The organism is Sinorhizobium sp. 7-81, assembly GCF_030124405.1.
GTDB classification, from domain to species: Bacteria; Pseudomonadota; Alphaproteobacteria; order Rhizobiales; family Rhizobiaceae; genus Sinorhizobium; species Sinorhizobium psoraleae.
Window position 1 is genome coordinate 121,428 of sequence record NZ_JASKLT010000008.1, and the last position, 23,279, is coordinate 144,706.

At 60.9% G+C, this 23,279-nt stretch carries 21 protein-coding genes; 13 read left to right on the top strand and 8 right to left on the bottom strand.

Annotation, left to right across the window (positions count from 1 at the left end; genetic code table 11):
- The first annotated feature begins 298 nt into the window (after window positions 1-298).
- From glmM to serA, 5 genes are all read left to right on the top strand, one after another.
- Window positions 299-1,651: a phosphoglucosamine mutase gene (glmM, locus tag QN224_RS23680; protein WP_283978607.1), complete on the top strand. Its 1,353-nt coding sequence runs from the start codon at window positions 299-301 to the stop codon at window positions 1,649-1,651.
- A 270-nt stretch (window positions 1,652-1,921) separates the two neighbouring features.
- A complete protein-coding gene (locus tag QN224_RS23685; protein ID WP_173509205.1) occupies window positions 1,922-2,686 on the top strand; it encodes an outer membrane protein in 765 nt (254 codons plus the stop codon).
- 274 nt (window positions 2,687-2,960) lie between these two features.
- Window positions 2,961-3,737 (top strand): porin family protein, encoded by a 777-nt coding sequence (locus QN224_RS23690; protein ID WP_283978695.1) that lies wholly within the window; start codon window positions 2,961-2,963, stop codon window positions 3,735-3,737.
- Window positions 3,738-3,900: 163 nt separating this feature from the next.
- A complete protein-coding gene (locus tag QN224_RS23695) occupies window positions 3,901-5,079 on the top strand; it encodes a phosphoserine transaminase (protein ID WP_283978608.1) in 1,179 nt (392 codons plus the stop codon).
- Window positions 5,080-5,157: 78 nt separating this feature from the next.
- Window positions 5,158-6,753, top strand: a complete 1,596-nt coding sequence (gene serA, locus QN224_RS23700; protein ID WP_283978609.1) for a phosphoglycerate dehydrogenase — start codon at window positions 5,158-5,160, stop codon at window positions 6,751-6,753.
- A 90-nt stretch (window positions 6,754-6,843) separates the two neighbouring features.
- Here serA and QN224_RS23705 read toward each other — a convergent pair whose 3' ends face one another.
- Window positions 6,844-7,734 carry a DMT family transporter gene (locus tag QN224_RS23705; protein WP_283978610.1) on the bottom strand — a complete coding sequence of 297 codons (891 nt, stop codon included), beginning with the start codon at window positions 7,732-7,734 and terminating at the stop codon, window positions 6,844-6,846.
- A 205-nt stretch (window positions 7,735-7,939) separates the two neighbouring features.
- Between QN224_RS23705 and QN224_RS23710 the strand changes: the two genes are divergently transcribed.
- Both QN224_RS23710 and QN224_RS23715 read left to right on the top strand, forming a co-directional pair.
- On the top strand, window positions 7,940-9,238 hold the full coding sequence (locus QN224_RS23710; RefSeq protein ID WP_173509210.1) for an adenylosuccinate synthase: 1,299 nt from the start codon (window positions 7,940-7,942) through the stop codon (window positions 9,236-9,238).
- A gap of 65 nt (window positions 9,239-9,303) precedes the next feature.
- Window positions 9,304-11,580: a hypothetical protein gene (locus tag QN224_RS23715; RefSeq protein ID WP_283978611.1), complete on the top strand. Its 2,277-nt coding sequence runs from the start codon at window positions 9,304-9,306 to the stop codon at window positions 11,578-11,580.
- A gap of 102 nt (window positions 11,581-11,682) precedes the next feature.
- Here the strand turns inward: QN224_RS23715 and rpoH are convergent, their stop codons facing one another.
- Both rpoH and QN224_RS23730 read right to left on the bottom strand, forming a co-directional pair.
- On the bottom strand, window positions 11,683-12,588 hold the full coding sequence (gene rpoH, locus QN224_RS23720) for an RNA polymerase sigma factor RpoH (RefSeq protein ID WP_173509212.1): 906 nt from the start codon (window positions 12,586-12,588) through the stop codon (window positions 11,683-11,685).
- Between the two features lie 312 nt (window positions 12,589-12,900).
- Entirely contained in the window at window positions 12,901-13,929 is a 1,029-nt protein-coding gene (locus tag QN224_RS23730; RefSeq protein ID WP_283978612.1) for an RluA family pseudouridine synthase, read from the bottom strand.
- A gap of 29 nt (window positions 13,930-13,958) precedes the next feature.
- On the opposite strand from QN224_RS23730, the gene QN224_RS23735 reads away from it, so the two are divergent.
- Both QN224_RS23735 and QN224_RS23740 read left to right on the top strand, forming a co-directional pair.
- Entirely contained in the window at window positions 13,959-14,342 is a 384-nt protein-coding gene (locus QN224_RS23735) for a hypothetical protein (protein WP_283978613.1), read from the top strand.
- 10 nt (window positions 14,343-14,352) lie between these two features.
- Entirely contained in the window at window positions 14,353-15,183 is an 831-nt protein-coding gene (locus tag QN224_RS23740; RefSeq protein ID WP_283978614.1) for an RNA methyltransferase, read from the top strand.
- An 80-nt stretch (window positions 15,184-15,263) separates the two neighbouring features.
- On the opposite strand, the gene QN224_RS23745 is transcribed toward QN224_RS23740, so the two are convergent.
- Both QN224_RS23745 and QN224_RS23750 read right to left on the bottom strand, forming a co-directional pair.
- Window positions 15,264-16,445 (bottom strand): hypothetical protein, encoded by a 1,182-nt coding sequence (locus QN224_RS23745; protein WP_283978615.1) that lies wholly within the window; start codon window positions 16,443-16,445, stop codon window positions 15,264-15,266.
- A 227-nt stretch (window positions 16,446-16,672) separates the two neighbouring features.
- On the bottom strand, window positions 16,673-17,260 hold the full coding sequence (locus QN224_RS23750; protein ID WP_283978616.1) for a DUF1134 domain-containing protein: 588 nt from the start codon (window positions 17,258-17,260) through the stop codon (window positions 16,673-16,675).
- A gap of 354 nt (window positions 17,261-17,614) precedes the next feature.
- Here QN224_RS23750 and chpT point away from each other — a divergent pair, with 354 nt between their 5' ends.
- Together chpT and QN224_RS23760 are read left to right on the top strand one after the other, a co-directional pair.
- A complete protein-coding gene (chpT, locus tag QN224_RS23755; protein WP_283978617.1) occupies window positions 17,615-18,259 on the top strand; it encodes a histidine phosphotransferase ChpT in 645 nt (214 codons plus the stop codon).
- Window positions 18,260-18,499: 240 nt separating this feature from the next.
- Entirely contained in the window at window positions 18,500-18,862 is a 363-nt protein-coding gene (locus tag QN224_RS23760; RefSeq protein WP_283978618.1) for a PleD family two-component system response regulator, read from the top strand.
- A 394-nt stretch (window positions 18,863-19,256) separates the two neighbouring features.
- On the opposite strand, the gene ctrA is transcribed toward QN224_RS23760, so the two are convergent.
- Window positions 19,257-19,958 (bottom strand): response regulator transcription factor CtrA, encoded by a 702-nt coding sequence (gene ctrA, locus QN224_RS23765; RefSeq protein ID WP_136508054.1) that lies wholly within the window; start codon window positions 19,956-19,958, stop codon window positions 19,257-19,259.
- 444 nt (window positions 19,959-20,402) lie between these two features.
- Here ctrA and QN224_RS23770 point away from each other — a divergent pair, with 444 nt between their 5' ends.
- Window positions 20,403-20,753: a flagellar export protein FliJ gene (locus QN224_RS23770; RefSeq protein ID WP_136508053.1), complete on the top strand. Its 351-nt coding sequence runs from the start codon at window positions 20,403-20,405 to the stop codon at window positions 20,751-20,753.
- Window positions 20,754-21,138: 385 nt separating this feature from the next.
- Here the strand turns inward: QN224_RS23770 and QN224_RS23775 are convergent, their stop codons facing one another.
- On the bottom strand, window positions 21,139-21,420 hold the full coding sequence (locus QN224_RS23775; protein WP_283978619.1) for a GNAT family N-acetyltransferase: 282 nt from the start codon (window positions 21,418-21,420) through the stop codon (window positions 21,139-21,141).
- Between the two features lie 213 nt (window positions 21,421-21,633).
- On the bottom strand, window positions 21,634-21,909 hold the full coding sequence (locus QN224_RS23780) for a DUF1153 domain-containing protein (protein WP_003527546.1): 276 nt from the start codon (window positions 21,907-21,909) through the stop codon (window positions 21,634-21,636).
- Between the two features lie 482 nt (window positions 21,910-22,391).
- Here QN224_RS23780 and QN224_RS23785 point away from each other — a divergent pair, with 482 nt between their 5' ends.
- A complete protein-coding gene (locus QN224_RS23785) occupies window positions 22,392-23,138 on the top strand; it encodes a LuxR family transcriptional regulator (RefSeq protein WP_283978620.1) in 747 nt (248 codons plus the stop codon).
- Window positions 23,139-23,279 lie beyond the last annotated feature (141 nt).

Sequence of the window (23,279 nt, forward strand, 5' to 3'; positions counted from 1 at the left end):
GAAGGGAGCGGCGGCTTTTTTGTTGGGTATTTTCTTCGAACGTATCTTTCGCGCAGTTGGTAACGCGCTGTAATGATTTCTGATGATAGGATTGCTGCCGTTTGCTGCGGTTTTATGCCAAAGATGATTCAACCATGCCTGACCTCTGCGGTGGACGCGAGCAGGCTGCAGCCATAACAAGCCGCGCGAGCGTCAAGCCCTTTATACGAGGTCCGGCGATATGAAATCCAGTCGCGGAACACGCGGACAGACGCGGCCGACAAAGAAGATCCTGCCGAAGCGGGACAATGGAGTTTTTATGAGGCGCAAATATTTCGGGACTGACGGCATTCGCGGGCAGTCCAACATTTTCCCGATGACGCCGGATCTGGCCATGCGTGTCGGCATTGCCGTCGGGACGATCTTCCGCAACGGCGCGCACCGTCACCGCGTCGTGATCGGCAAGGACACGCGTCTTTCCGGCTATATGCTGGAAAATGCAATGGTCGCCGGCTTCACCGCGGCTGGCCTGGATGTTTTCCTGCTCGGACCGATCCCGACACCAGGTGTCGCCATGCTGACGCGATCGTTGCGCGCCGACATCGGCGTGATGATCTCGGCCTCGCACAATCCTTTCCGCGATAACGGCATCAAGCTCTTCGGACCTGATGGTTACAAGCTTTCCGACGATATCGAGGAGAAGATCGAGGAGCTCATCGACCAGGATATGTCCGCACAGCTTGCCAAGCCCGAGGATATCGGCCGGGCCAAGCGCGTCGATGGCGACATCTACCGCTATATCGAACAGGCGAAGCGGACCCTGCCGCGCGACGTCACGCTGAAGGGATTGCGGATTGCCATCGACTGCGCGAACGGCGCCGCCTACAAGGTTGCCCCGTCCGCGCTTTGGGAGCTCGGCGCCGAAGTGGTGACGATCGGGACGGAGCCGAATGGCGTCAACATCAATCTCGAATGCGGGTCGACGCATCCGGCCGCTTTGTCGAAAAAGGTCCACGAAGTCAGGGCCGATATCGGCATCGCACTCGACGGGGATGCGGACCGGGTCCTGATCATCGATGAAAACGGCACTGTCGTCGATGGCGACCAGCTCATGGCCGTCATCGCTGACAGCTGGGCTGCCGATGGCATGCTGAAGGGTGGCGCCATAGCCGCGACGGTGATGTCGAATCTCGGCCTCGAACGCTACCTGAAGGAGCGGGGCATCGGACTGCACCGCACCAAGGTCGGCGACCGCTACGTCGTCGAGCAGATGCGCCAGGATGGCCTTAACGTTGGCGGTGAACAGTCCGGCCATATCGTGCTCTCCGATTTCGGAACGACCGGCGACGGTCTGGTGGCTGCGCTGCAGATTCTCGCCGTGGTCAAGCGGCAGGGCAAATCGGTCAGCGAAGTGTGCCATCGCTTCGAGCCCGTGCCGCAGGTCTTGAAGAATGTTCGCGTGTCGACGGGCAAACCGCTCGAGCATCCGACCGTGCAGCAGGCGATCGCCGATGCCGAGGCGGGACTTGCCAGGAATGGCCGCCTGCTGATCCGTCCGTCCGGAACCGAACCGCTGATCCGCGTCATGGCGGAAGGTGACGATCGTAGCCAGGTCGAGCGTATCGTCGACGAACTGGTCAACGTGATCGGCAGCGTTCGCAGCGCCGCCTGACCATCAAAGTGCGACAGCGATATTTGTGCGTCTGAAAAGACATACGACGCTGTAGGACCATGATTGCTTTTGAAGGCCGGCATCGATCGCCGGCCTTTTTTGTTGCTGCGTCGGGTTGTCGAATAGGGCGAGCATGAGCAATTGTTAATAAACAGAGTAAATTTCTATGCTTAATCCGATATTAACCGCAGCGTGCGACTTTTGACGCAACAAGAGTGCAGTATCCGGCCGAGGCAACGCGGCGCGGGTCAGAATATTCGCGGAGCTATTATGAAAAGACCTTTGATTGCATTTGTTGCCGCAATATTGAGCGGCGCCCCGGTTTTGGCTGCCGACCTTTATGTCGAAGATCCTGCGCCGGTTATAGTGCCCAGCGGCTGGTATCTGCGCGGCCATCTGGGGATGAGCAACCAGAAACTCGGTCATATGAAGCACGAACTCATGGATGTCGTGGAACTTCACGAGTTCCTCGACGAAGGCGAGTTCGACAGCGCGCCGCTCGCCGGCGTCGGTATCGGTTATCAATTCAATGACTGGCTGCGCCTGGACGGTATCGTCGAATACCGCGGCAAGGCGGATTTCGCCGCGCTTGATCGTTACGGCCACAGCGGCCCGACTGGTCCGATCTGGGATGGCACGAACGACTACGACGCCGCCAAATCGGAGTGGCTGTTGATGGCCAACGCCTATGTCGACATCGGCGATTGGTACGGCATCAAGCCCTATGTGGGCGCCGGTATCGGTGCCTCGCGAAACAGGATCTCGGGTTTCCGTGACATCAACGTGCCGACCCTCGGCGTTGCCTATGCCGACGACGACCCGACCTGGAACTTTGCATGGGCGGTGCATGCCGGCGTCGCTTATCAGGCGACCGAACGCCTGGCGCTCGATCTCGGCTACAGCTACGTCGATCTCGGCGACGCAAAGACCGGCAATATTCGTACCTACGACGGCTCCACGGTGAACGCCCCGATGCACTTCGAAGACATCACGTCGCATGACTTCAAGCTCGGCATGCGCTACGCCCTGCAATAGTCCGGGCTGTAGAGCGAGACATCGTCCGGGGGCCGCCATGCGGCCCCTTTTCACTTCGGGGGCTCACCTTTCGAGGGGCGGCCGCCGTGCCGGATTTCCTTAAATTTTCCGTCAATCAACATGCTTAACCGATGGTTAACTTGTCGCTGCCAATAGTTAACGCCAGCAAGCGGGCCGTCATGGCCGCTGACACGAATACTGGCAGGGCGCGGACATGCATTGGCGGAACGGGATTTGCGGCATCGCTTTCAGCGCCGGTTTTCTGCTCTCCGGCATGGTGGAGGCCGCAGACGAGGATTTGCTCGACGCGCCGGAGATCACCATCTCGACGAAAGCGGAGCGCAGCAGCGGTCTCTATCTGCGCGGCGACATCGGTTATGCGCCGTGGCGCGACGAGGGCGATCCCTCCTATCGCACCTTCGACGCCGGCACCGGCGGCTACAGCAGCGTTCCGTTCGACAATGCCCGTTTCGACAGGCCGATCTCCGGCACGATCGGTATCGGCTATCAGTTCAATGACGTCGTGCGCGCCGACATAACCGCGGAATATTTTGAGGGGCGGTTCGACGGCTCGTCGTTGTCAGCCACTCCCTGCGCAGGCCAGGGCGCCGGAACGTCATGCGACTTGTCGCACAGCGCCAATTTTTCCGCGCTCGGGCTCATGGCGAACGGCTATGTCGACCTGGCGACACTTGCCGGCTTCACGCCATATCTCGGCGCGGGCATCGGCGCCACGAACATCAACTGGAACACCGTCCGGGAGACGGCAACCTGTGTTCCGGGCGGTGGCGCCTGCGCGGGTGTGGCAGGTGGAACGTCCTATGAGGGAGAAGACAGCTGGCGCTTCACCTATGCACTCATGGCCGGTGTCTCCTACGACATCACGGATCGGCTGAAATTCGATCTCGGCTACCGCTATTCCCACATCGCAGATGGCGACATGTTCGGCTTCGGAGCCGAGGCGCTTGCCGGCGCCAGTGGCGCCAAGGGTCATGACGACGGCCTTTCCCGCCACGAGATCCGCGCGGGCCTGCGCTTCTCACTCTGGTAACAATCGTTCGGCGTCTGCACTCTCTGTGTTCGAAGTTTACCCGGAACGCCGAAAATTTTTCCAAAAGCGACGCAAGTTGCTTGACTTCCTCTCTGACCCGCAATATTCCCGGCGGCGGGACACCCCTCCCCAACGAGGGGCTTCTATCTGAGAGGATAGCATTATGACGAAGCCTGCCACGCCGGACGTGCGTCCGGCAAATACCCATTTTTCTTCTGGCCCCTGCGCAAAGCGTCCCGGTTGGACGCTCGAAGCTCTCTCCGATGCCGCGCTCGGTCGATCGCACCGAGCCAAGATCGGTAAGACGAAGCTGAAGCAGGCCATTGACCTCACCCGTGAAATTCTTGAAGTGCCCGCCGATTACCGCATCGGTATCGTGCCCGCTTCCGATACCGGCGCCGTCGAAATGGCGCTGTGGTCGCTGCTCGGCGCCCGTGGCGTCGACATGCTCGCCTGGGAAAGCTTCGGTGCCGGTTGGGTGACCGACGTGGTCAAGCAGCTCAAGCTCGCCGATGTTCGCAAGTTCGAGGCTGCCTATGGCGAATTGCCGGACCTCGCCAAGGTCGATTTCGACCGCGATGTCGTCTTCACCTGGAATGGCACGACCTCCGGTGTGCGTGTGCCGAATGCCGATTTCATTCCGGCGGACCGCAGGGGCCTGACGATCTGCGACGCGACCTCCGCCGCCTTTGCCCAGGATCTCGATTTCGCCAAGCTCGACGTCGTCACCTTCTCCTGGCAGAAGGTTCTGGGCGGAGAGGGCGCGCATGGCGTCCTCATTCTTTCGCCGCGCGCAGTCGAACGGCTGCTGACCTATGCGCCGGCATGGCCGCTGCCGAAGATCTTCCGCCTGACCAGCGGCGGCAAGCTGATCGAAGGCATCTTTTCCGGCGAGACGATCAACACGCCGTCGATGCTTTGTGTCGAAGACTATATCGACGCGCTCCTTTGGGCGAAGTCGGTCGGCGGCCTCAAGGGGCTGATCGCCCGGGCAGACGCCAACGCCGACGCGATCCATCGGTTCGTCGACGCAAATGCCTGGATTGCAAACCTGGCGATCAAGGCGGAAACCCGCTCCAACACCTCGGTGTGCCTCAAGATCGTCGACAAGGACGTTCTTGCCCTGGATGCCGACGGCCAGGCCGCTTTCGCGAAGGGCGTCGTCGCCCTGCTCGAAAAGGAAGGTGTGGCCTACGATATCGGCCACTATCGCGACGCCCCCTCCGGTCTACGGATCTGGGCTGGTGCCACCATCGAGACTTCCGACATGGAAGCGCTGATGCCGTGGCTCACCTGGGCCTTCGAGACCCAGAAGGCGACGTTGTCGCAGGCCGCCGCCTGATCCAAGCGATAAGCTTCGCTCGCTGCGAGCGAAGCCACTCACGCACCCTTTCAGAACTGATCCTCAAGGAGGCCTCTCATGGCACCTCGCGTTCTCGTATCCGATGAACTGTCGGAAACCGCCGTCCAGATCTTCCGCGACCGCGGCCTTGAAGTGGATTTCCAGCCGAAGCTCGGCAAGGACAAGGAAAAGCTCGCCGAGATCATCGGCAACTATGACGGTCTCGCGATCCGCTCCGCCACCAAGGTGACGGAGAAGCTGATCGCTGCCGCCACCAATCTCAAGGTCGTCGGCCGAGCCGGTATCGGCGTGGACAATGTGGACATCCCGGCTGCATCTCGCCGCGGCATCATCGTCATGAACACGCCCTTCGGCAACTCGATCACGACGGCCGAGCATGCTATCGCGCTGATGTTTGCCGTCGCCCGGCAGCTTCCCGCGGCAGACGGTTCCACTCAGGCCGGCAAGTGGGAAAAGTCGAAATTCATGGGCGTCGAGATCACCGGCAAGGTGCTTGGCGTCATCGGTGCCGGCAATATCGGCTCGATCGTCTGTGCCCGCGCCATCGGGCTGAAGATGCACGTCGTCGCCTACGATCCGTTCCTGTCGAAGGAACGCGCCGAGGAAATGGGCGTGGTCAAGGTCGAACTCGACGAGCTCTTTGCGCGAGCGGATTTCATCACACTGCACGTACCGCTGACGGACAAGACCCGCAACATCATCGACGCGCAGGCGATCGCCAAGATGAAACCGGGCGTGCGCATCGTCAACTGCGCGCGTGGCGGCCTCGTCGTCGAAAGCGCGCTTGCCGAAGCGCTGAAATCGGGCCATGTCGCCGGTGCCGGCTTCGACGTCTTCGAGGTGGAACCCGCCACCGAAAGTCCGCTGTTCGGTCTGCCGAACGTCGTCTGCACGCCGCATCTCGGCGCTTCCACGACCGAAGCGCAGGAGAACGTGGCGCTGCAGATCGCCGAGCAGATGTCCGACTATCTGGTCAACGGCGCTGTCTCGAACGCCATCAACATGCCGTCGATCACGGCGGAAGAAGCGCCGATCCTGAAGCCCTTCATTCGGCTCTCCGACGTTCTCGGCGCCTTCGTCGGCCAGGTCACCGAAAGCGCTATCAAAGAAATCGAAATCCTCTATGACGGTTCCACGGCGGCGATGAACACCAAGGCACTGACGAGCGCCGTTCTTGCCGGCCTGATCCGTCCGCAGGTGGCGGACGTCAACATGGTTTCCGCGCCGGTCATGATCAAGGAAAAGGGCGTCATCCTTTCCGAAGTGAAACGCGACAAGTCCGGCGTCTTCGACGGCTATATCAAGCTGACGGTGACGACATCGAACCAAACCCGTTCGGTCGCCGGTACGGTTTTCTCCGATGGCAAGCCGCGCTTCATCCAGATCAAGGGCATCAATCTCGATGCCGATGTCGGCAAGCACATGGTCTATCTCACCAACACCGACGTCCCCGGCATGATCGGATTCATAGGTACGACGCTCGGTGACGCCGGCGTCAACATCGCCAACTTCCAGCTCGGTCGCGAGAAGGAAGGCGGCGACGCCATCGCTCTGCTTTATGTCGACGGTCCGGTCTCCGAGACGGTGCTCGACAAGCTGCGTGCCAACGCGGCAATCCGCCAGGCGAAGCAACTGGTGTTCAATATCGATTAAGCGACACCCCACCCGGAACTCGGCGACAGCGCCGCACGTCGTTCAGATGTGCGGCGCTGTCGCGTTTCATACGGCACGGCGAAGTTCTTATCAGCGCGGCAGCTTCGGACGGCCACGTTCCGCGATGGCAATGCCGCCAAGCACCAACAGCAATGCCACGAGATGAAACGGATGAAATGTCTCCCCGACAAGAAGCACGGAAAGGAGCGTCCCGAAAACCGGGATGGCATTGATGAACAGTCCGGCGCGATTGGCGCCGATCATTTCAACGCCGCGCACGTAAAGAACCTGCGACATCAGCGATGGGAAGATCGCAGCATAGACGACGATCGCCCAGCCGCTGGCGTCGGGTGCGATGGCGCTGCCGTTTGAGAATTCCCAGATGAGGAGCGGGATAGCGCTCAAGAGTGCCCCGAAGGCCGGCGCGGCGATGAAGCTCTGCCAGTGCATGTTCGGCTTCCAACGCAGACCGACGGTGTAGGCGGCGTAGACGATACAGGCGAGGATCATCAGCGCGTCGCCGAAATTGAACTGCAATTGCATGAGGCTTGCGAGGTCGCCATGCGCGGCTGTGATCAACACGCCGATCAGAGTCACCGTAAAACCGATGATCTGCGCGACCGAGGCCTTTGTGCGGAACAGGACGAAGTTGAAGAGGAAGATCAGCATCGGGATGCCGGCCTGCAGGATCACGGCGTTGATGGCGCTCGTATATTTCACCGCCGAATAGAGGAATGCGTTGAACATGGTGAAGCCGACCGCGCCGTAGGCCAGCAATTGCAGCCAATGCTCACGGATCTTGTCCCAGTCGCGACGGATCTGCGGCGTCATCAATGCCAGGATGACGGCGAGTGCCACCATCCAGCGCAGCGTCGTCAGCATCATCGGACTGACGTGCCCGACGGCCATCTTGCCCGCGACTGAATTGCCGCCCCAAAAAAGCGAAGTTATTGCGAGATAGAAATAGGCCCTGGCGTTCACGATGCTGCGATCCATGTGGGACGGGAATGAGTGCCGGAGAGGCGGGAAAGCAGCAGAGATATAGGCGCTAAATCCGTCGGTTGTCATGCGAAAAAGGGCTTCGAGCGGGGCACAACGGGGTCGCTTTCCGCAAGACAACACAGTATAGATGCGCGGGTTTCAGAATGGCGCAATCCCTTGTGCGCGTGCGAACAGGAAGAAAATTATGACGAATGTCGTGGTGGTCGGATCCCAATGGGGCGACGAAGGCAAAGGCAAGATCGTGGACTGGCTTTCGGAGCGCGCGGACATCGTCGTGCGATTCCAGGGCGGCCACAATGCCGGCCACACCCTGGTGATCGACGGCGTCAGCTACAAGCTGTCGCTGCTTCCCTCCGGCGTCGTCCGCCCCGGTAAGCTCGCGGTCATCGGCAACGGCGTCGTGATCGATCCCCATGCGCTGATCGCGGAGATCGACAAGCTTGCCAACCAGGGCGTGAAGGTCACCCCGGACAACCTGCGTATCGCCGACAACGCGACGCTCATCCTGTCGCTGCACCGGGAGCTCGACGGCTTCCGCGAGGATGCAGCCTCGAACAGCGGCACCAAGATCGGCACGACGCGCCGCGGCATCGGCCCGGCTTACGAGGACAAGGTCGGCCGCCGCGCCATTCGCGTCATGGATCTTGCCGATCTGGACACGCTGCCGGCAAAGGTCGACCGACTGCTGACACATCACAATGCGCTGCGCCGCGGGCTCGGTGAAGTGGAGATCAGCCATCAGGCGATCATGAATGAACTGTCGTCGGTCGCCGCACGCGTGCTGCCGTTCATGGATACGGTCTGGCTGCTCCTCGACAAGCATCGGCGCAAAGGCGCGCGTATCCTCTTCGAAGGCGCTCAGGGCACGCTGCTCGACATCGACCACGGCACGTATCCCTTCGTCACCTCGTCCAACACGGTTGCTGGCCAAGCGGCCGCCGGTTCGGGCATGGGGCCGGGCTCGCTCGGCTATATTCTCGGCATCACCAAGGCCTATACGACACGTGTCGGCGAAGGACCGTTTCCGACGGAGCTTAACGACGAGGTCGGCCAGTTCCTCGGTGAACGCGGCCATGAATTCGGGACCGTCACCGGGCGCAAGCGCCGCTGCGGCTGGTTCGATGCCGCGCTGGTGCGTCAGTCCGTCGCCGCGAACGGAATCACCGGCATTGCGCTCACGAAGCTTGATGTACTTGACGGTCTCGACGAGTTGAAGATTTGCGTCGGTTATACTCTGGACGGACAAGAGATCGACCATCTTCCGGCAAGTCAGGCGCAGCAAGCTTCGGTAAAGCCCGTCTACATTACGCTTGAAGGCTGGAAGGAATCGACGGTCGGCGCCCGCAGTTGGGCCGATCTTCCGGCACAAGCGATCAAGTATGTTCGCCAGGTCGAGGAACTGATCGGCGCGCCGGTCGCACTTCTTTCGACGAGCCCGGAACGCGATGACACAATACTTGTGACGGACCCTTTTGAGGACTAGTGTCGGCGCGACGACAGTGGCGTCGGTGATTGCGGGCGCATGCCTGGGAGTATGAGAAAGTTCTGATGGCGGATTTTGTTGCAGTTATTCGCAGGACCGTTGACGGCCTGTCGGAAAACACACCGGAAATGCGGGGCAGGGTTTACGAGAAGGCGCGTAGTGCCGTGCGCCGGCAACTCGAAAACATGAGCCCACGGCCATCGGACGACATGATCAATCGCCAGCTTAACAAGCTGGAACAGGCAATCGGCGAAGTCGAAAGCGAGCATGCGGAAGCCCTCCCTGCCGTCGAGGAAACCGACGCGGTCGAGCCGCGCGTAGACGAAACGCCGACGGGGCAGGAGCCGCCTGCCTCGAGCGAGCCGCAGACTGAAGCGAGCGTTGCTGACGAGCCGGAACAAGCGTCGTCGGAGGAACAGACCGAGGAACCTGCAAGCGAGGAGTCGGAAGTCGCAGAACCTGTGTCGCCGCCGCTGGTTAGCGCCGAAGCGGGCGACGAGGCGCAGCACGCCGCGCCGATCGACGAGGAGGCGGCACACGAACCGGTCGCCGCCTATGACGAGGGCACCCCGTCCGAACCGCCTGAGGAAGTGCCGGCCGAAGAACCGACGGACGAAGCAGCGGCACCACGGACCGCTCCGACAGACGAACGACCGGCCGAACATGAATTCGAAGCCGATCAGGCGCCGCCGGTTGACGATGCGGGACAGCCCGAATCGCGCGCTGACGATTTCCGCGACGAGCAGGTCGAGGCCGAGCCCGATCACGGGGAGCCGGTACGGCCCGAATCTCTCCCGAGTGAGGGGGATACGGAGGCGAAATCCGCCGCGTCGGAATGGGCCCTGCCGGAATGGGACGATACGGCTTCGACGACAAAGGCGCCCGAGGCGGCCGGGGATGCCTCTTCGGCGGCGCCAGAGCGGCTGGGCATCCACCCGGTGGAACCGGTAACGGACGAGCCCGAACAGCAGCATCCCGGCGACGCCGAGCCGTCGCGCTCCTGGTCCTTCGACGAAAACGATCCTTTCGCGCCGGCAACGGAGAGCAAGAAGGATAAGGCTGCCGAAGCCGACATTTCCGAATGGTCGTGGCCGGTGGAAAAGGCGCCTGTGCCCGCGAGCCAGGAAGAGCGCGCCAGCACCGCCTGGAACCACATCGACGACCTGCTTGGCTTTGGCGACAACGCCGGGGCAGGGGCGGCTGCGAACGGAGCGGCAACTGCTGCCAAGGAGAATGGCAGCGAGCCTCCGGTTTCCGCGCCGGCTCGTCCGTCCTACCGGGCAACACCCAAGCCCTCCCGCTTCAATTTCAAGCGGCTGGCGATCGGCGCCGTCATTGCGCTTCTTCTCGGCGGCGGCGGTTATGCCTATTGGCAGAACCGCGAGGCGGGCAACGCCTGGCTTTCGGGGCTGATCGCAAAGATCATGCCCGCGGCGCCGGAGGGCACCGGAACGCCGGACGGCCAGAACGCGCCTGCCGACCAGCCCAGCCAGCCAAGCGGGCAGTCTGGCACGCCTGGCGAAACGGCGCAGCCCGAGGACAGTTCGACCAAGCTCACCCAGCGGCTGCTTGCCGATGGGTCCGAAGTGGATGAGGGTCCGGCGGGCGCGAGCGACACGGAAGTCTCGCAGGAGGGCAAGTCAGTCGCTCCTCAGACGGAGGCCGGACAGCCGCCAAGTGGTGGTGCCGAACCACAGCAGACGGCAGGGGCAGAGGCCCCCGCGGCGCCGAACCAGGACGCCGGGCAAGCGCCTCAGGCGGAGATCTCCGTCGCCGACGGGGAGAAGATGTTCCTTTACGAGGAACGGCTCGGCCAGTCCTCCCCGACGGCGATCCCCGGTACCGTCGCCTGGTCGATCAAGGATGAGTCGCCGGGCGGAGACGCGAAGCCCGAGCCGACGATCCAGGCGCAGATCACGGTGCCCGACAGGGGGTTGACCGCGCTGATGACGATCAAGCGCAATGCCGACCCGTCTCTGCCGGCGAGCCACGTAGTCGAATTTGTGTTCTCGCTTCCGGAGAACTTCGAGGGCGGCGCAATCGACGGTGTCCAGCGCGTTTCGATGAAGCGCACGGAGCAGGACCGTGGCGATCCCCTGATCGCCGTCCCCGCTAAGATCACCGACGATTTCCACATGATCGCGCTCAACGACTTCGCCGAAGCTGTCAGCAACAATACGGAACTGCTGCGCAGCCGCAGCTGGATCGACATTCCGATCACCTACCGGAACGGGCGTCGTGCCTTGCTGACGCTGGAGAAGGGGGCTGCCGGCATCGAAGCCTTCAACAAGGCGATGCAGGCGTGGGGCGCGCTCGGCAACACGGCCGCAAGCAGCCAATAGCCGGGGAAGAGATGGCGATACAAAAAAATCCCGGCCAGGAGAGCCCCGGCCGGGATTTTTCTTGTTCCTATGTGACTTCCCGCGGGCGGGGAAACCGAGCCGTTACGCGCCTTCGACGACGCGCAAGGCGTTCGAGCGTTCGAGCGCTGCCTTGCGGACCGCGTCCTGAACCTTCTCGAAAGCGCGGACTTCGATCTGCCGGACACGCTCCCGGCTGATGTCGAACTCGGACGAGAGGTCCTCAAGTGTTACCGGATCCTCGGCAAGGCGACGGGCCTCGAAGATGCGGCGCTCGCGATCGTTCAGAACCTTCATCGCGCTGGCGAGCAAGGCCCTGCGGCTATCGAGTTCGTCCTGCTCGATCAGGATCTCTTCCTGGTTGTCATGGTCGTCGACAAGCCAGTCCTGCCACTGCCCCGAGTCGCCTTCGCTGGCCTTTATCGGCGCGTTCAGCGAGGCATCGCCCGACAGGCGACGGTTCATCGAAACGACCTCGTCCTCGCTGACCTTCAGGGTCGTCGCGATTTCCTTCACCTGCTCGGGCTTGAGGTCTCCCTCATCGAGAGCCTGAATGCGGCCCTTCAGCCGCCGCAGGTTGAAGAACAGCCGCTTCTGGTTGGCGGTCGTACCCATTTTGACGAGGGACCAGGAGCGCAGGATGTATTCCTGAATGGCTGCCTTGATCCACCACATCGCATAGGTCGCCAGCCGGAAGCCGCGATCGGGTTCGAATTTCTTGACGGCCTGCATCAGACCGACATTGCCTTCCGACACGACTTCGCCGATCGGCAGGCCATAGCCGCGATAGCCCATCGCAATCTTGGCGACGAGGCGAAGATGGCTTGTCACCAGCTTGTGCGCGGCACTGCGGTCGTCATGCTCCTGATACCGCTTGGCGAGCATGTACTCTTCCTGCGGTTCGAGCATCGGAAATTTGCGGATTTCGTCGAGATAACGGTTGAGACCGCCCTCTCCGGCGGTAATGGTCGGCAAAGTATTGCGGGCCATGAAGCACCCCCTTTTTGCGTCTCCGGCCTCCGGGACGGCAGACCGGGCTGTGGGTCTTCGTCAAGACCCCACGAAGCTAAAAGATAAGTACGGCGAAAGCATGATTCAAGGACTCCGGTTTCACGCTACCGTGAGACCGGGGAAGGGAATGTTGCGAATTGAAGCTTCTATAAGATTGGAATCCGCAACGGCGAATTCAAGGGCTACTGCATGTATCCTCAAACGTACTCTATTAAAGGACAAAAACATGGCAGCAATTCAAAGCGCTACGGCGTCCTTTGCGCGTCTGATAAGACGTTCGGCGCTGTAGGATCACTCCTCAGCGCGTAGAGCAGCGACAAGGACCTCCATGTCCGCGGGCATCGGCGCCTCGAAATGCATCGTCTCGCCCGTGGTCGGGTGCTCGAATTGCAGCATGAAGGCGTGCAGCGCCTGCCGGTGAAAACGGTTGACCACGGCTTTTGCCGGTTCCGGCAGCAGATTGGCCTTGGTACGAAAGGCTGCACCATATTCGGGATCGCCGATCAGCGGGTGGCCGATATGGGCCATATGGACGCGAATCTGGTGCGTGCGGCCGGTTTCGAGGTGGCACACTACGGTCGAGGCGAGGCAGGTGCCATCCGGTTTTTCGAGGTAACGCTCGACGACTTCATAATGGGTGATGGCCTCACGCGCGTCGTCACTCTCCTCGCGTTTGACCGCTCGCTTCGTCCGGTCTAGGGCCCGTCCCAGCGGAGCGTTGATGGTGCCCTTCAACTGACGGGGACGTCCCCAGACCACTGCCTGATAGGCGCGCTCGAGCGGTCCGGTGCGCCCGTGGTCGGCAAACTGGTCCGAAAGATGGCGGTGGGCGGCATCGTTCTTCGCCACGACCATGACGCCGCTGGTTTCCTTGTCGAGCCGATGAACGATACCTGGTCGCCTGACGCCGCCGATGCCGGAAAGGCTGTCGCCGCAATGGTGGATGAGAGCGTTGACGAGGGTGCCCGTCCAATTGCCGGCACCCGGATGCACGACCAGGCCGGCCGGTTTCACGAGAACGATCAGGTCGTCGTCCTCGTAAAGCACGTCAAGGGCGATCTCTTCGCCCCTCGGTTCGGGATCCTCGGGCTCAGGCAAGGCAATCTCGAATACGTCGCCGGGATGCACCTTTCTTTTCGGCTCGCTGACCGTCGAGCCGTTGATCGAGACGGCGCCCTGTTCGATCAGGCTTTTGATGCGATTGCGGGAAAACTCGCCCGAAAGCGCGGCCGTGAGGAAGGCGTCCAGCCTTCCGGCCGCGCTCTCGTCCGCCTTCAGGACTTTCCTATTGTCGGCCGCTTGTTTAAAGGGATCGTTCATTCCGTCTCAATTCCGATAGAAAGCCAGCCATGACTGCAATCGAGCCCGATGAACAGGAAGAAAAGCCGCTTGATCCCGCGATGGAGAATGTCCGTCGCAAGATGGTGCGCCTGCAACTCGTCTCGGCCGGCGTGATGCTCGTCATGCTTATGGCTGTCCTTGGGACGATTGTCTACAAGGTCACCCGTCCGAATGGTCGCGCGGAGGCGGCGCCGACCGCGATAGACGTGCCGAGCGACGCGCCGGTGAGCGCGATCGCCGCACTGCCGGCCGGGTTTTCGGTGAGCAATGTCGCACTCTCCGGTTCGCAGGTGCTTTTCTACGGCAATCTGCCAGGTGCCGAGCCGCGTGCGATCGTGTTCGACATTCCCGCGGGGCGCATCGTCGCCGACATCACCGTCAGGACCAATTGACGGATTCGCCATGACGCTGCCCTCCCTCGCCCGCATCGATGATCCGTCCGATGGCCGCATCGCCGCATTCGTCGCGATCAAGGAGCGAGATCTGACGGGGCGGCAGGGCCGTTTCATCGCCGAAGGCACTGTCGTGCTCCGCATGCTGGCTGCCGCTCACCGCGCTGGACGCGGCATCGTTGCCGAGGCGATCCTGCTGCTCGAGAGCCGCGTTGCCGGCCTGACCGGGCTGCTTGCGGAATTTCCGGCCGACATTCCCGTCTATGTGGCGGATGCTCGGGTCTTCGACGCGATCGCCGGCTTCAACATGCATCGCGGCGTCCTGGCGCTCGGGCGGCGCGAGGCGATGCCGGACGCGGATGCTCTGATCGCGGGACTTCCGGCGGTGAGCCTGGTCCTCGTCGCCTGCGGGATATCGAACCACGACAACATGGGCTCGTTGTTTCGCAATGCGGCCGCCTTCGGCGTCGATGCCGTGTTCATGGACGCCACGAGCTGCGATCCGATGTATCGCAAGGCAATCCGGGTATCGGTCGGATCGGTACTGACGATGCCTTTCGCACGCGAAGGGACGGCATCCTCGCTGATCGAACGACTTCAAGTCGCCGGTTTCGCGATCTGGGGGCTGTCGCCGCGCGGCACAGTCGACATCAACGATATCCAGCCTGCGCCGCGCACGGCGCTCCTCGTCGGCACCGAGGGCGAAGGGCTACCGGAGGCGATCCTTTCTGCGATCCAGACAGCGCGCATCCGCCAGCGGCCGGGCCTCGACAGTCTGAACGTCGCCATGGCTGCCGGCATAGCGCTGCATCAGGTTGCACTGATCAACAAGCGCCTCTGACGCTTGCGCTTTCTATCGTCCGAAGCATGCGGACGACGTGAGGCATAGCCTTCAAAAAGGAAAAACGGTCGACAGCGCGCTCATTCCGGAGGCAGGTATTCCTTGGCGCGGCTTGCGAGGCTCTTGCGGGTCGGCGTTGCGCCCGTCTCCTCCCCGGCAAGAAGGCTGCGGATCGGTGACGCCTTGCCTTCGCTTGCCGCCGTCAGTGCGATCATGCCCGCGGCAATATCGGCGATCTCCTGCCGCAGCGCCTCGTCATGCGCGGCGGATTTGGCGTTTATCAGGCGCTCCGAAAGTGCGGTAGCGCGATTGCGCAGGTCTTCGGACAGTATGGTCGTGTCAGGGCCTGGAGCGGCCGCAGGCGCCGCTTTTGTGGCGGGCTCGGCGATCTCTCCATTCACGGCGTCCACGACGGCGGACTTTTGCTCCGCGCGTTTCGGCATGGTCAGACCCGCCGCGCGAAGTGCCTTGGCCGCTTCGCGCATCTCATGATTCAGGTCCTTCAGGCGGGCCTTCAGTTTTTCGATTTCGTCCGCGCGCCGCGTCAGCGCGTTCTCGCGGTCCGCGTTGGTGGCGGCTTCGCGCGCGACGGTGGTTTCAAGCTGGCGTATCCGGGTCTCGTTCCGACCGAGCCGCAGTTCCATTTCCCGTGCCCGGGCATTCTCGGCCTTGAGTTCGCCTCGAAGTGCCTCGCGCTCGTCGCGCAGTGTGGCGACCCGGCTCTTCAGGTGCTCGATCTCGGTTTCGCGGGCGGCGAGATCTATCCGGAGATTGTCGATATCCGCCGCTTGTTTCTCCATCTGGCCGTTGAGCTTGCGAATCGTATCGTCCTTGGCGCCGTTGTGCTTTTCCGAGGTTTCAGAGGTCGACTTCATCCGCTCGATGCGTTGTTCGAGTTGGCGGATGGTGGAGCGCATGTCGGCGGCCTCCACGTTCATGTCGGCGAGTTGAGCCTGCAGATCGGCCTTCTCGCCGGCAAGTTTGCGCGCCTCCCGCAGGGTATTTTCGCTTTGCAGCATCAGCGTGACGCTCTTGTCGCGCTCGCGGCGGAGCGCCTGCTGGGCCTTGGCATTTTCGGCAGCATAGGCGGCGCGGGCGGCATCCTTCTGCGCGCGTACTTCCTGGGGGCTCAGAGGCATAGTCGCCTTCAGCCGATCCTCCGCAAAGCGCACGATGCGTCTTTGAATGGCAGGGGCGGCCATGAGGCCGATGACAATCGCTGTCAGAAAGCCCAGGGAAAAGAGGAGCGCAAATTCAATCACGAGCTGGCCGTTTCAATCTGGACCGGATGCGCCGCCCGCCGCGGAAGCCAGGCGCCATCTCGGTGCTTCCCCCGCAGTAAACATGATGCCCTGAATGCTGCAAGTGCTAGAACAGCAAAGCGCGTCTTTTCAGACGCGCTTAATTTCTGGCGAGACGGGGAGATGAGGCATTTTTGCAGCGGCCGGGTCAGCGGCTTTTCTGGAACATGCCGCCGCTTGAAGTACCCTCAGAAAGGATTCCAGGTCGGCTGCTGCGTCAGCTTGAGATAGCCGACGTTAAGACCGAGTCTCGCGCCGATGCCCGTGCGGATCGGCACGACAACAACGTGCTCGTCGGTCAATACCGTCATGCCGACGCCCGCGACGACATAGGCCGAGCCGGAGACGCCGCCGAACCGCTTGTAGAGCGCCGGAACGCTGGGCAGATTGTAGACGAGCATCATGGCGCGACTCCCCTGGCCGCCCCAGTCGAGCCCAAGCGAGGGTCCCTGCCAGAAGACCGTGTGTTGGCCCACGTTCTTCGTATAGAGTTCGCCTTCGCCATAGGTGAGGCCGGCGATGAAGGCGCCGGAGCCTTCCTGCCCGAGGATGTAGCCATTCGGCAAGCCGTAGCGCTCGAAGGCGCGTTCGACGACCTTGGCAAGTCCGCCCGATGTTTCGCCGAAGAAGCCGTGGCCGGCGTCAACGATTTCCTGCATCGTGTACTGGCTGTTGTTGGGGGATTGGGCGTGGGCGGCAGACATGGTGCCGGCTATCAGCATCATCGTCAGGATAGCGCGAACAACCATCGTGGTTGCCTTCATGAACGGCTGCATCGTTTCCTCCGTCAGGCACGAAAGTGACCTGCGCCGGCTGTCATGGCCGGCATTTGCATCGGTTGCGCGTCCGGCGCGGGTCTGGTCCAATTCCAGGGGCGGGCGCGGAAAAGTGTGAAAACTGGTTCCGGCCGCGCATCCTCCAGCGATTCAGGCTGAATTCGGGATGCTCCAGCAATTTGAACCGATCATCTTAACAATCGGTTTACCAAATGTGATGTCATTATGGCCTAGTGATTACCGGCCGCGCCCGCGCGATTCATGGCCCATGCCATGGTCGTGCGGCAGCTTTGGTTGCGGGGCAAGAACGCGCGGCGGTGGCGCCGGCAGACGGATAGCAAACAAGGAAGAATGATGGCAAAGAATCCGAACCTGACATTGACGGGACCCGATCTGGCTGCACTGCTCTGCAGCCGGGTTTGCCACGACATCATTTCGCCAGTCGGCGCCATCAATAACGGCCTTGAACTCCTGGACGAGGGGGGAGCTGATGCCGATGCGATGGACCTGATCCGCACCAGTGCGCTCAACGCTTCCGTCCGCCTCAAGTTTGCGCGCCTTGCCTTCGGTGCATCCGGTTCGGTCGGCGCGTCGATCGATACGGGCGAAGCCGAAAAGGCGGCCAAGGATTTCGCCGCGGCGGAAAGGAAGACCGAGGTCAACTGGAACGGCCCGCGCGCGATCATCGCCAAGAACCGCGTCAAGCTTCTCCTCAATCTCTTCCTGGTCGCCTACGGCTCCATCCCGCGCGGTGGCTCGATCGACATCACGCTGGAAAAGCCCGAATTCGACGCGACCTTCACGCTCGTCGCCAAGGGGCGAATGATGCGGGTGCCGCCGAAGCTCGTGGAACTGCTCTCCGGCACTCCGGAAGAGGCCGTCGATGCGCACTCGATCCAGCCCTATTACACCGTCCTGCTGGGCGAGGAGGCCGGAATGACGATCGACGTCGTTTCGACCGGCGAGGCGATCGTGTTCACCGCCAAGACCGAGGCCTAGAGTATCCCTCTTTCATCAAAACGGCCCGCATCCGACCCTCCGCGACGCAAGTCTGCCGGAGGGTTTTTCGTGTGCGGCTTGGCGTTGCGCTCGCCTCTGCGCGATTAAGAAGCGTTGGATCGGCGCCAAGCCGAAAGGAAGCATTAAGCAATCGTCGTAACGGTTTCTTTGCCAAATCTGTATAGGCTTTGTTTCTTGGATGCGGGGTGCGCGTGCAAGTAGGCGTGAAGGAGTTTGGACATGCGGCGCTTGATGATTGCCGATGGCTCGGATGTTGTCAGGAAAGTTGGGAAGCGCATCCTCTCGGGCATGGGATTTCTGGTTCTGGAGGCGCCAAGCAGCCTTGATGCGCTGGTGCGCTGCGAAGCCGAGTTGCCGAACATCCTGATCGTCGATGCCGCGCTGGACGGCGCGCTCGATCTGATCGCCAATATCCGGCACCTGCCGAATGGCACGTCGGTGCGCATCTACTATTGCGTTGTCGAGGCGGACCTGAAGAAGATGATGGCGGGCAAACGTGCCGGCGCCGACGACTTCCTGCTGAAGCCCTTTGACCGCAAGATCCTGACGAGTGTCTTCGCCGGCCAGTCGATGGCCGCCTGACGAGCGTTGAGAGCCTCGTTAGATCATTGGTGAAATAAACTAGTTGTTTGAAACACGGCCGCGGCAATGCTGCGGCCTTTTTGCATGCGCCCTTTCGGCATGCCCAGCGCCAATCCGACATGAGACGGCGTGGACGGGAGAGGAGGCGCCGTCGTCTCGTCATTGTCTAAATGCATGTCGCCCGAAAGTGTGCAGCGGTATCGGGACAACGACATGCATGCAAACAAAGACTTAAAAGCGCGTCGCGCGCCTCCAATTGAATGCGACGCGCTTTAATGAGCGGGCAACCTGCCGCCAAAGAAAAACCCGCCCGAGAGGGGCGGGGTTTTCGATCCGATAATAGCCGTGAGAGCGGACGAGGAAATGCGGGTCTCGACCGTGATGCTATCGAAAATCAGGCCGTTTCCAGGTAGTCGTTGCCGTCGGGCTCGCGCAGCACGTAGCCGCGACCCCAGACTGTCTCGATGTAATTGGCGCCGCCGGCAGCATTTGCGAGCTTCTTGCGCAGCTTGCAGATGAAGACGTCGATGATCTTCAGCTCCGGCTCGTCCATGCCGCCATAGAGATGATTGAGGAACATTTCCTTGGTGAGCGTCGTGCCTTTGCGCAGCGAGAGGAGCTCCAGCATCTGGTATTCCTTGCCGGTCAGATGCACGCGCTGACCACCGACTTCCACAGTCTTGGCGTCAAGATTGACGATCAGCTCGCCGGTCGAGATGACCGACTGGGCGTGACCCTTGGAGCGACGGACGATTGCGTGGATACGCGCGACCAGTTCGTCCTTGTGGAAAGGCTTGGTCATGTAGTCGTCAGCGCCGAAACCGAGGCCCCGCACCTTGTCTTCAATTCCCGCCATGCCCGACAGGATGAGGATCGGGGTCTTTACTTTCGACAGGCGCAGCGTTCTCAGGACCTCGTAACCGGACATATCCGGCAGGTTCAGGTCGAGAAGAATGATATCGTAGTCATAAAGCTTGCCGAGATCGACGCCTTCTTCACCGAGATCGGTCGTGTAAACGTTGAAACTCTCGGACTTAAGCATGAGCTCGATGCTTTGAGCTGTCGCGCTATCGTCTTCGATAAGTAGAACCCGCATGTTTTTCCCCTTTTCCGCCGCCCAAGGTACGTCGTGGCCCCCTTACGCGATACGGATCCAGTCGTTGCCTGATTTGGAGGCTGCCACCAAATGGTTAACAAATTCTGATTCACTCTGGCAAGGTGTATCGAGAATGTTAAATATTTTTAGCAGTCTCCTGATTCAAAAGGTGAATCTCAAATGGCACCTCTCATGTAATACATGAGGAAATGCCGCTATCTGACTCTTCCGACTCGTTAATGCGCGAAGTGCCACATTTCATGCTTCAGCATTTACGGAGCCTTAAATCATCACCCCTATGATTAACGATGCCCGTAAACGAAAGGTTACCAGCGGTAGGCCTTTGTTAAGGTCGCTTCTATTTTTTGTTTCCGGTCGCCACGGGGCCGGCACGACGGGTCAGGATCAGTAACCGGGGTCTCGCTATCCACGGGAGTATTGCGTATGAAAGCACGTGAGAGCCTTGTCCGCCTGAAGGAATTTCAGGTCCGGGAGAAGCAGCGTCAGTTGAACCAGCTTCAGATGATGATGGCTGAGTTCGAGCGAATGACCAAGGATCTGGAAAGTCAGATTGTATTCGAAGAGAAGAAGTCGGGAATTTCGGATCCCGCGCATTTTGCCTATCCCACCTTCGCCAAGGCCGCCCGCCAGAGAGCCGACAATCTACAGGTCTCGATTCGCGAGCTGAAGGCGCAGCAGGATGCGGCCGAACTCGCGCTCGAGGAGGTTCAGGCCGAGTACGCGAAAGCGGCGGCGCTCGAAGAACGAGACACAGGCGCCCGCATGCGCGCCTGAGTCATTATGCTCCTTCAAAGTGTTACAGCGATCTTTCCGTATCTGATTGGACGTGCGGTGCTGTCTTCTCGAGTCATGCAGTCTGCCTGACGCGGGAGACGTTTCTATTGCAGCCTGCAGCAGTTCCAGGAAAGGTATGTAACGGTTTCCGTCCGGAATTGTGTGGCTTCAAAGAGTTAGATCATTTCATTGTTTCAAGGGAACAATGAAATGATCTAATCGATCCCCCCGCATGTTCGGATGCCGGGCGTATCAAGTCGTCGATGGACGATCGACTCGTCGGAATGCAAGGCGGAGCATGACGGAAGAGCGCGTCTTCACGACCTCGGCTGCTTGTGAGCGCGCCGTCCGCTGAGCTTCGAAAACGCCGATCGCGCGGGCCCGCTTACGCCTGAATGACGTCCTGCCACTCCGGATGGCGCATCGCTTGCGCGCGCATGAAAGGGCAGAGCGGAATGATCTTCCAGCTGCCTTTTCGCGCTTCGTCGACTGCGTGCTTTGCGAGCGCTTGTCCGACGCCCTTGCCGCGCAATTCATCCGGCACCAGCGTGTGATCGATGATGATCAGTTTCGGTGAGGACCGCGAATAGGTCATCTCGCCGGTATGGCCCTCCACGGTCGCCGAATAACGGCCCTTTGCATTGATTTCCTCGTGGGCGATTTCCATAGATCTTCGCTCCGCATCTGTTGCTGCCGGCGGGAATGCTACAACATGTTTTCCGCGATCGGAAACATGAGCAATTCAAAGTGCTACGGCGTCCTTTGCGCGTCTGATGAGACGCGCGGCGCGGTAGCGGCGTCATGCGATCCAAAACAACACCGGCGGCTGCGGGCAGATCCCGAAGCCGCCGGTGTTGAACTATGGCCCTGTCGGGTGAAATCAGTGGCGATACTGTTGGATGCGCGTGGTCCGCAGACCGGCGAGACCATGATCGTTGATGGAGGACTGCCAGGAAAGGAATTCCTCCACGGTCAGGGTGTACCGTTCGCACGCCTCCTCGAGGCTCAAAAGGCCACCGCGCACGGCGGCGACGACTTCAGCCTTCCGGCGGATAACCCAGCGCCGGGTGTTGGCCGGTGGCAGATCCGCGATCGTCAGAGGGCTGCCATCGGGGCCGATGACATACTTTACGCGTGGTCGCATCATTTCGGTCATGGGACTCTCTACACAAACTCAAGACCATATGACCGCGACCTTAGCTTGCCACATTTAACATTTGCCTAAGCCGCCGGTAACAATTTGCTCATAATTTGAGACACTTCGAAGCTGCGACGTAACACCGGACGTCACAGACGAGATCACTGTCGGGCGCGTTGTCTCCTTGCCGATATTTGCTGGCCTCCGCATGGAAAAACCCAAGTTTCGCGTGGTTTTCACATGGGAGCCATGCAATTACCACATTTCACTTCAACTAAAATTTTTGATAGCGAGGCGCACAGCAAAGAATGAGCGTTCGCGTGTACGCTCCTGGAATTATCTCCTGGGCACAACATATTTTCTTGATCGGCCGCGTTGCTTGCGCGACCAGCTGATCGGTGCCGGCTGTATTGCAGCCGCCAGTTGAAGACTGTGCCAGGGTTGCAAGGGAGCATTCAATTCTCGACCAGGCGAACCCGCCGGCAACGTGGTGACAAGGTATGAAGGAATCGAGTGAACCGGCCTCGCGGCACGAGGCTGATGACGACATGCTTTCGGAGTTTGATCCCGCATCGGTGCGCACCGAATACGAGCTGTTGCACTTGATGCGGCGACTGGTTGCGCGCTACCGCTTCAGCCGCTTCGTGATCGCTCGGCTGCCGCTGGCCGAGCAGCAGCGGTTTTCCGAACGTCTGGTGCTCAGCAATTGGCCCGCCGAACTGGTGCGCCAATACGATGCCTCCGGCGCCTTTCAGGCGAGCGTCCTCGTTGAGCGGCTGCGCCAGACGAAACTGCCGGTCGTGGGTGGCGCGGAGCTTCTGGACATCACACGTAAGGATGGAGAGGCGTTGTCCGTCCGCCACCTTCAGGCCCATACTGACATGACGCGTCATTTTGCCGTGCTTTTGCATACGACCTATGGGGAGCCGTTCGTCGTCATGCTTTCGGGAACGCGGGAAGAGCCGGTCGGCACGGAACGCGCAATGCTCTATCTGACGCTCGTGCAGCTCTTCGAGTGTCTCGAGCGCACTTTCGATACCGGGAGCGCGGCGCGTGAAAAACTGTCCAGCCGCGAGATCGAGTGCCTGCGGTGGGCAGCGGCCGGCAAGAGCAGCGACGAGATCGCCATCATTCTCGGCATTTCCGCCTACACGGTCAGCAGCTATTTCAAGAGTGCGACCCGCAAGCTCGATGCGGTCAACCGCATGCAGGCGATCGCTCGCGCGATGCGGATGAAGCTGATCTGAAAGCTTGATGCGGCTGATCCGCAGCCAAACCTCCGCCCTTGCCGCAGGGCGGACAAGTTTCTATATGTCGCGGCACAGAAAGCTTTGAAATGCCGCTTGGCGCCGTTTTTGCGGAAGGCCCAAGGCATGAGCGTGAAACAG

What these genes read in the sequence shown, in the direction of transcription:
- QN224_RS23715 (WP_283978611.1), top strand. Translation starts at nt 9,304, where the DNA reads ATGGCGGATTTTGTTGCAGTTATTCGCAGGACCGTTGACGGCCTGTCG.
- QN224_RS23775 (WP_283978619.1), bottom strand. Translation starts at nt 21,420, where the DNA reads ATGGAAATCGCCCACGAGGAAATCAATGCAAAGGGCCGTTATTCGGCG.
- QN224_RS23710 (WP_173509210.1), top strand. Translation starts at nt 7,940, where the DNA reads ATGACGAATGTCGTGGTGGTCGGATCCCAATGGGGCGACGAAGGCAAA.
- QN224_RS23685 (WP_173509205.1), top strand. Translation starts at nt 1,922, where the DNA reads ATGAAAAGACCTTTGATTGCATTTGTTGCCGCAATATTGAGCGGCGCC.
- QN224_RS23785 (WP_283978620.1), top strand. Translation starts at nt 22,392, where the DNA reads ATGAAGGAATCGAGTGAACCGGCCTCGCGGCACGAGGCTGATGACGAC.
- QN224_RS23760 (WP_283978618.1), top strand. Translation starts at nt 18,500, where the DNA reads ATGCGGCGCTTGATGATTGCCGATGGCTCGGATGTTGTCAGGAAAGTT.
- QN224_RS23770 (WP_136508053.1), top strand. Translation starts at nt 20,403, where the DNA reads ATGAAAGCACGTGAGAGCCTTGTCCGCCTGAAGGAATTTCAGGTCCGG.
- QN224_RS23735 (WP_283978613.1), top strand. Translation starts at nt 13,959, where the DNA reads ATGACTGCAATCGAGCCCGATGAACAGGAAGAAAAGCCGCTTGATCCC.
- rpoH (WP_173509212.1), bottom strand. Translation starts at nt 12,588, where the DNA reads ATGGCCCGCAATACTTTGCCGACCATTACCGCCGGAGAGGGCGGTCTC.
- QN224_RS23695 (WP_283978608.1), top strand. Translation starts at nt 3,901, where the DNA reads ATGACGAAGCCTGCCACGCCGGACGTGCGTCCGGCAAATACCCATTTT.
- QN224_RS23780 (WP_003527546.1), bottom strand. Translation starts at nt 21,909, where the DNA reads ATGACCGAAATGATGCGACCACGCGTAAAGTATGTCATCGGCCCCGAT.
- glmM (WP_283978607.1), top strand. Translation starts at nt 299, where the DNA reads ATGAGGCGCAAATATTTCGGGACTGACGGCATTCGCGGGCAGTCCAAC.
- QN224_RS23690 (WP_283978695.1), top strand. Translation starts at nt 2,961, where the DNA reads ATGGTGGAGGCCGCAGACGAGGATTTGCTCGACGCGCCGGAGATCACC.
- ctrA (WP_136508054.1), bottom strand. Translation starts at nt 19,958, where the DNA reads ATGCGGGTTCTACTTATCGAAGACGATAGCGCGACAGCTCAAAGCATC.
- QN224_RS23750 (WP_283978616.1), bottom strand. Translation starts at nt 17,260, where the DNA reads ATGCAGCCGTTCATGAAGGCAACCACGATGGTTGTTCGCGCTATCCTG.
- serA (WP_283978609.1), top strand. Translation starts at nt 5,158, where the DNA reads ATGGCACCTCGCGTTCTCGTATCCGATGAACTGTCGGAAACCGCCGTC.
- chpT (WP_283978617.1), top strand. Translation starts at nt 17,615, where the DNA reads ATGGCAAAGAATCCGAACCTGACATTGACGGGACCCGATCTGGCTGCA.
- QN224_RS23740 (WP_283978614.1), top strand. Translation starts at nt 14,353, where the DNA reads ATGACGCTGCCCTCCCTCGCCCGCATCGATGATCCGTCCGATGGCCGC.
- QN224_RS23730 (WP_283978612.1), bottom strand. Translation starts at nt 13,929, where the DNA reads ATGAACGATCCCTTTAAACAAGCGGCCGACAATAGGAAAGTCCTGAAG.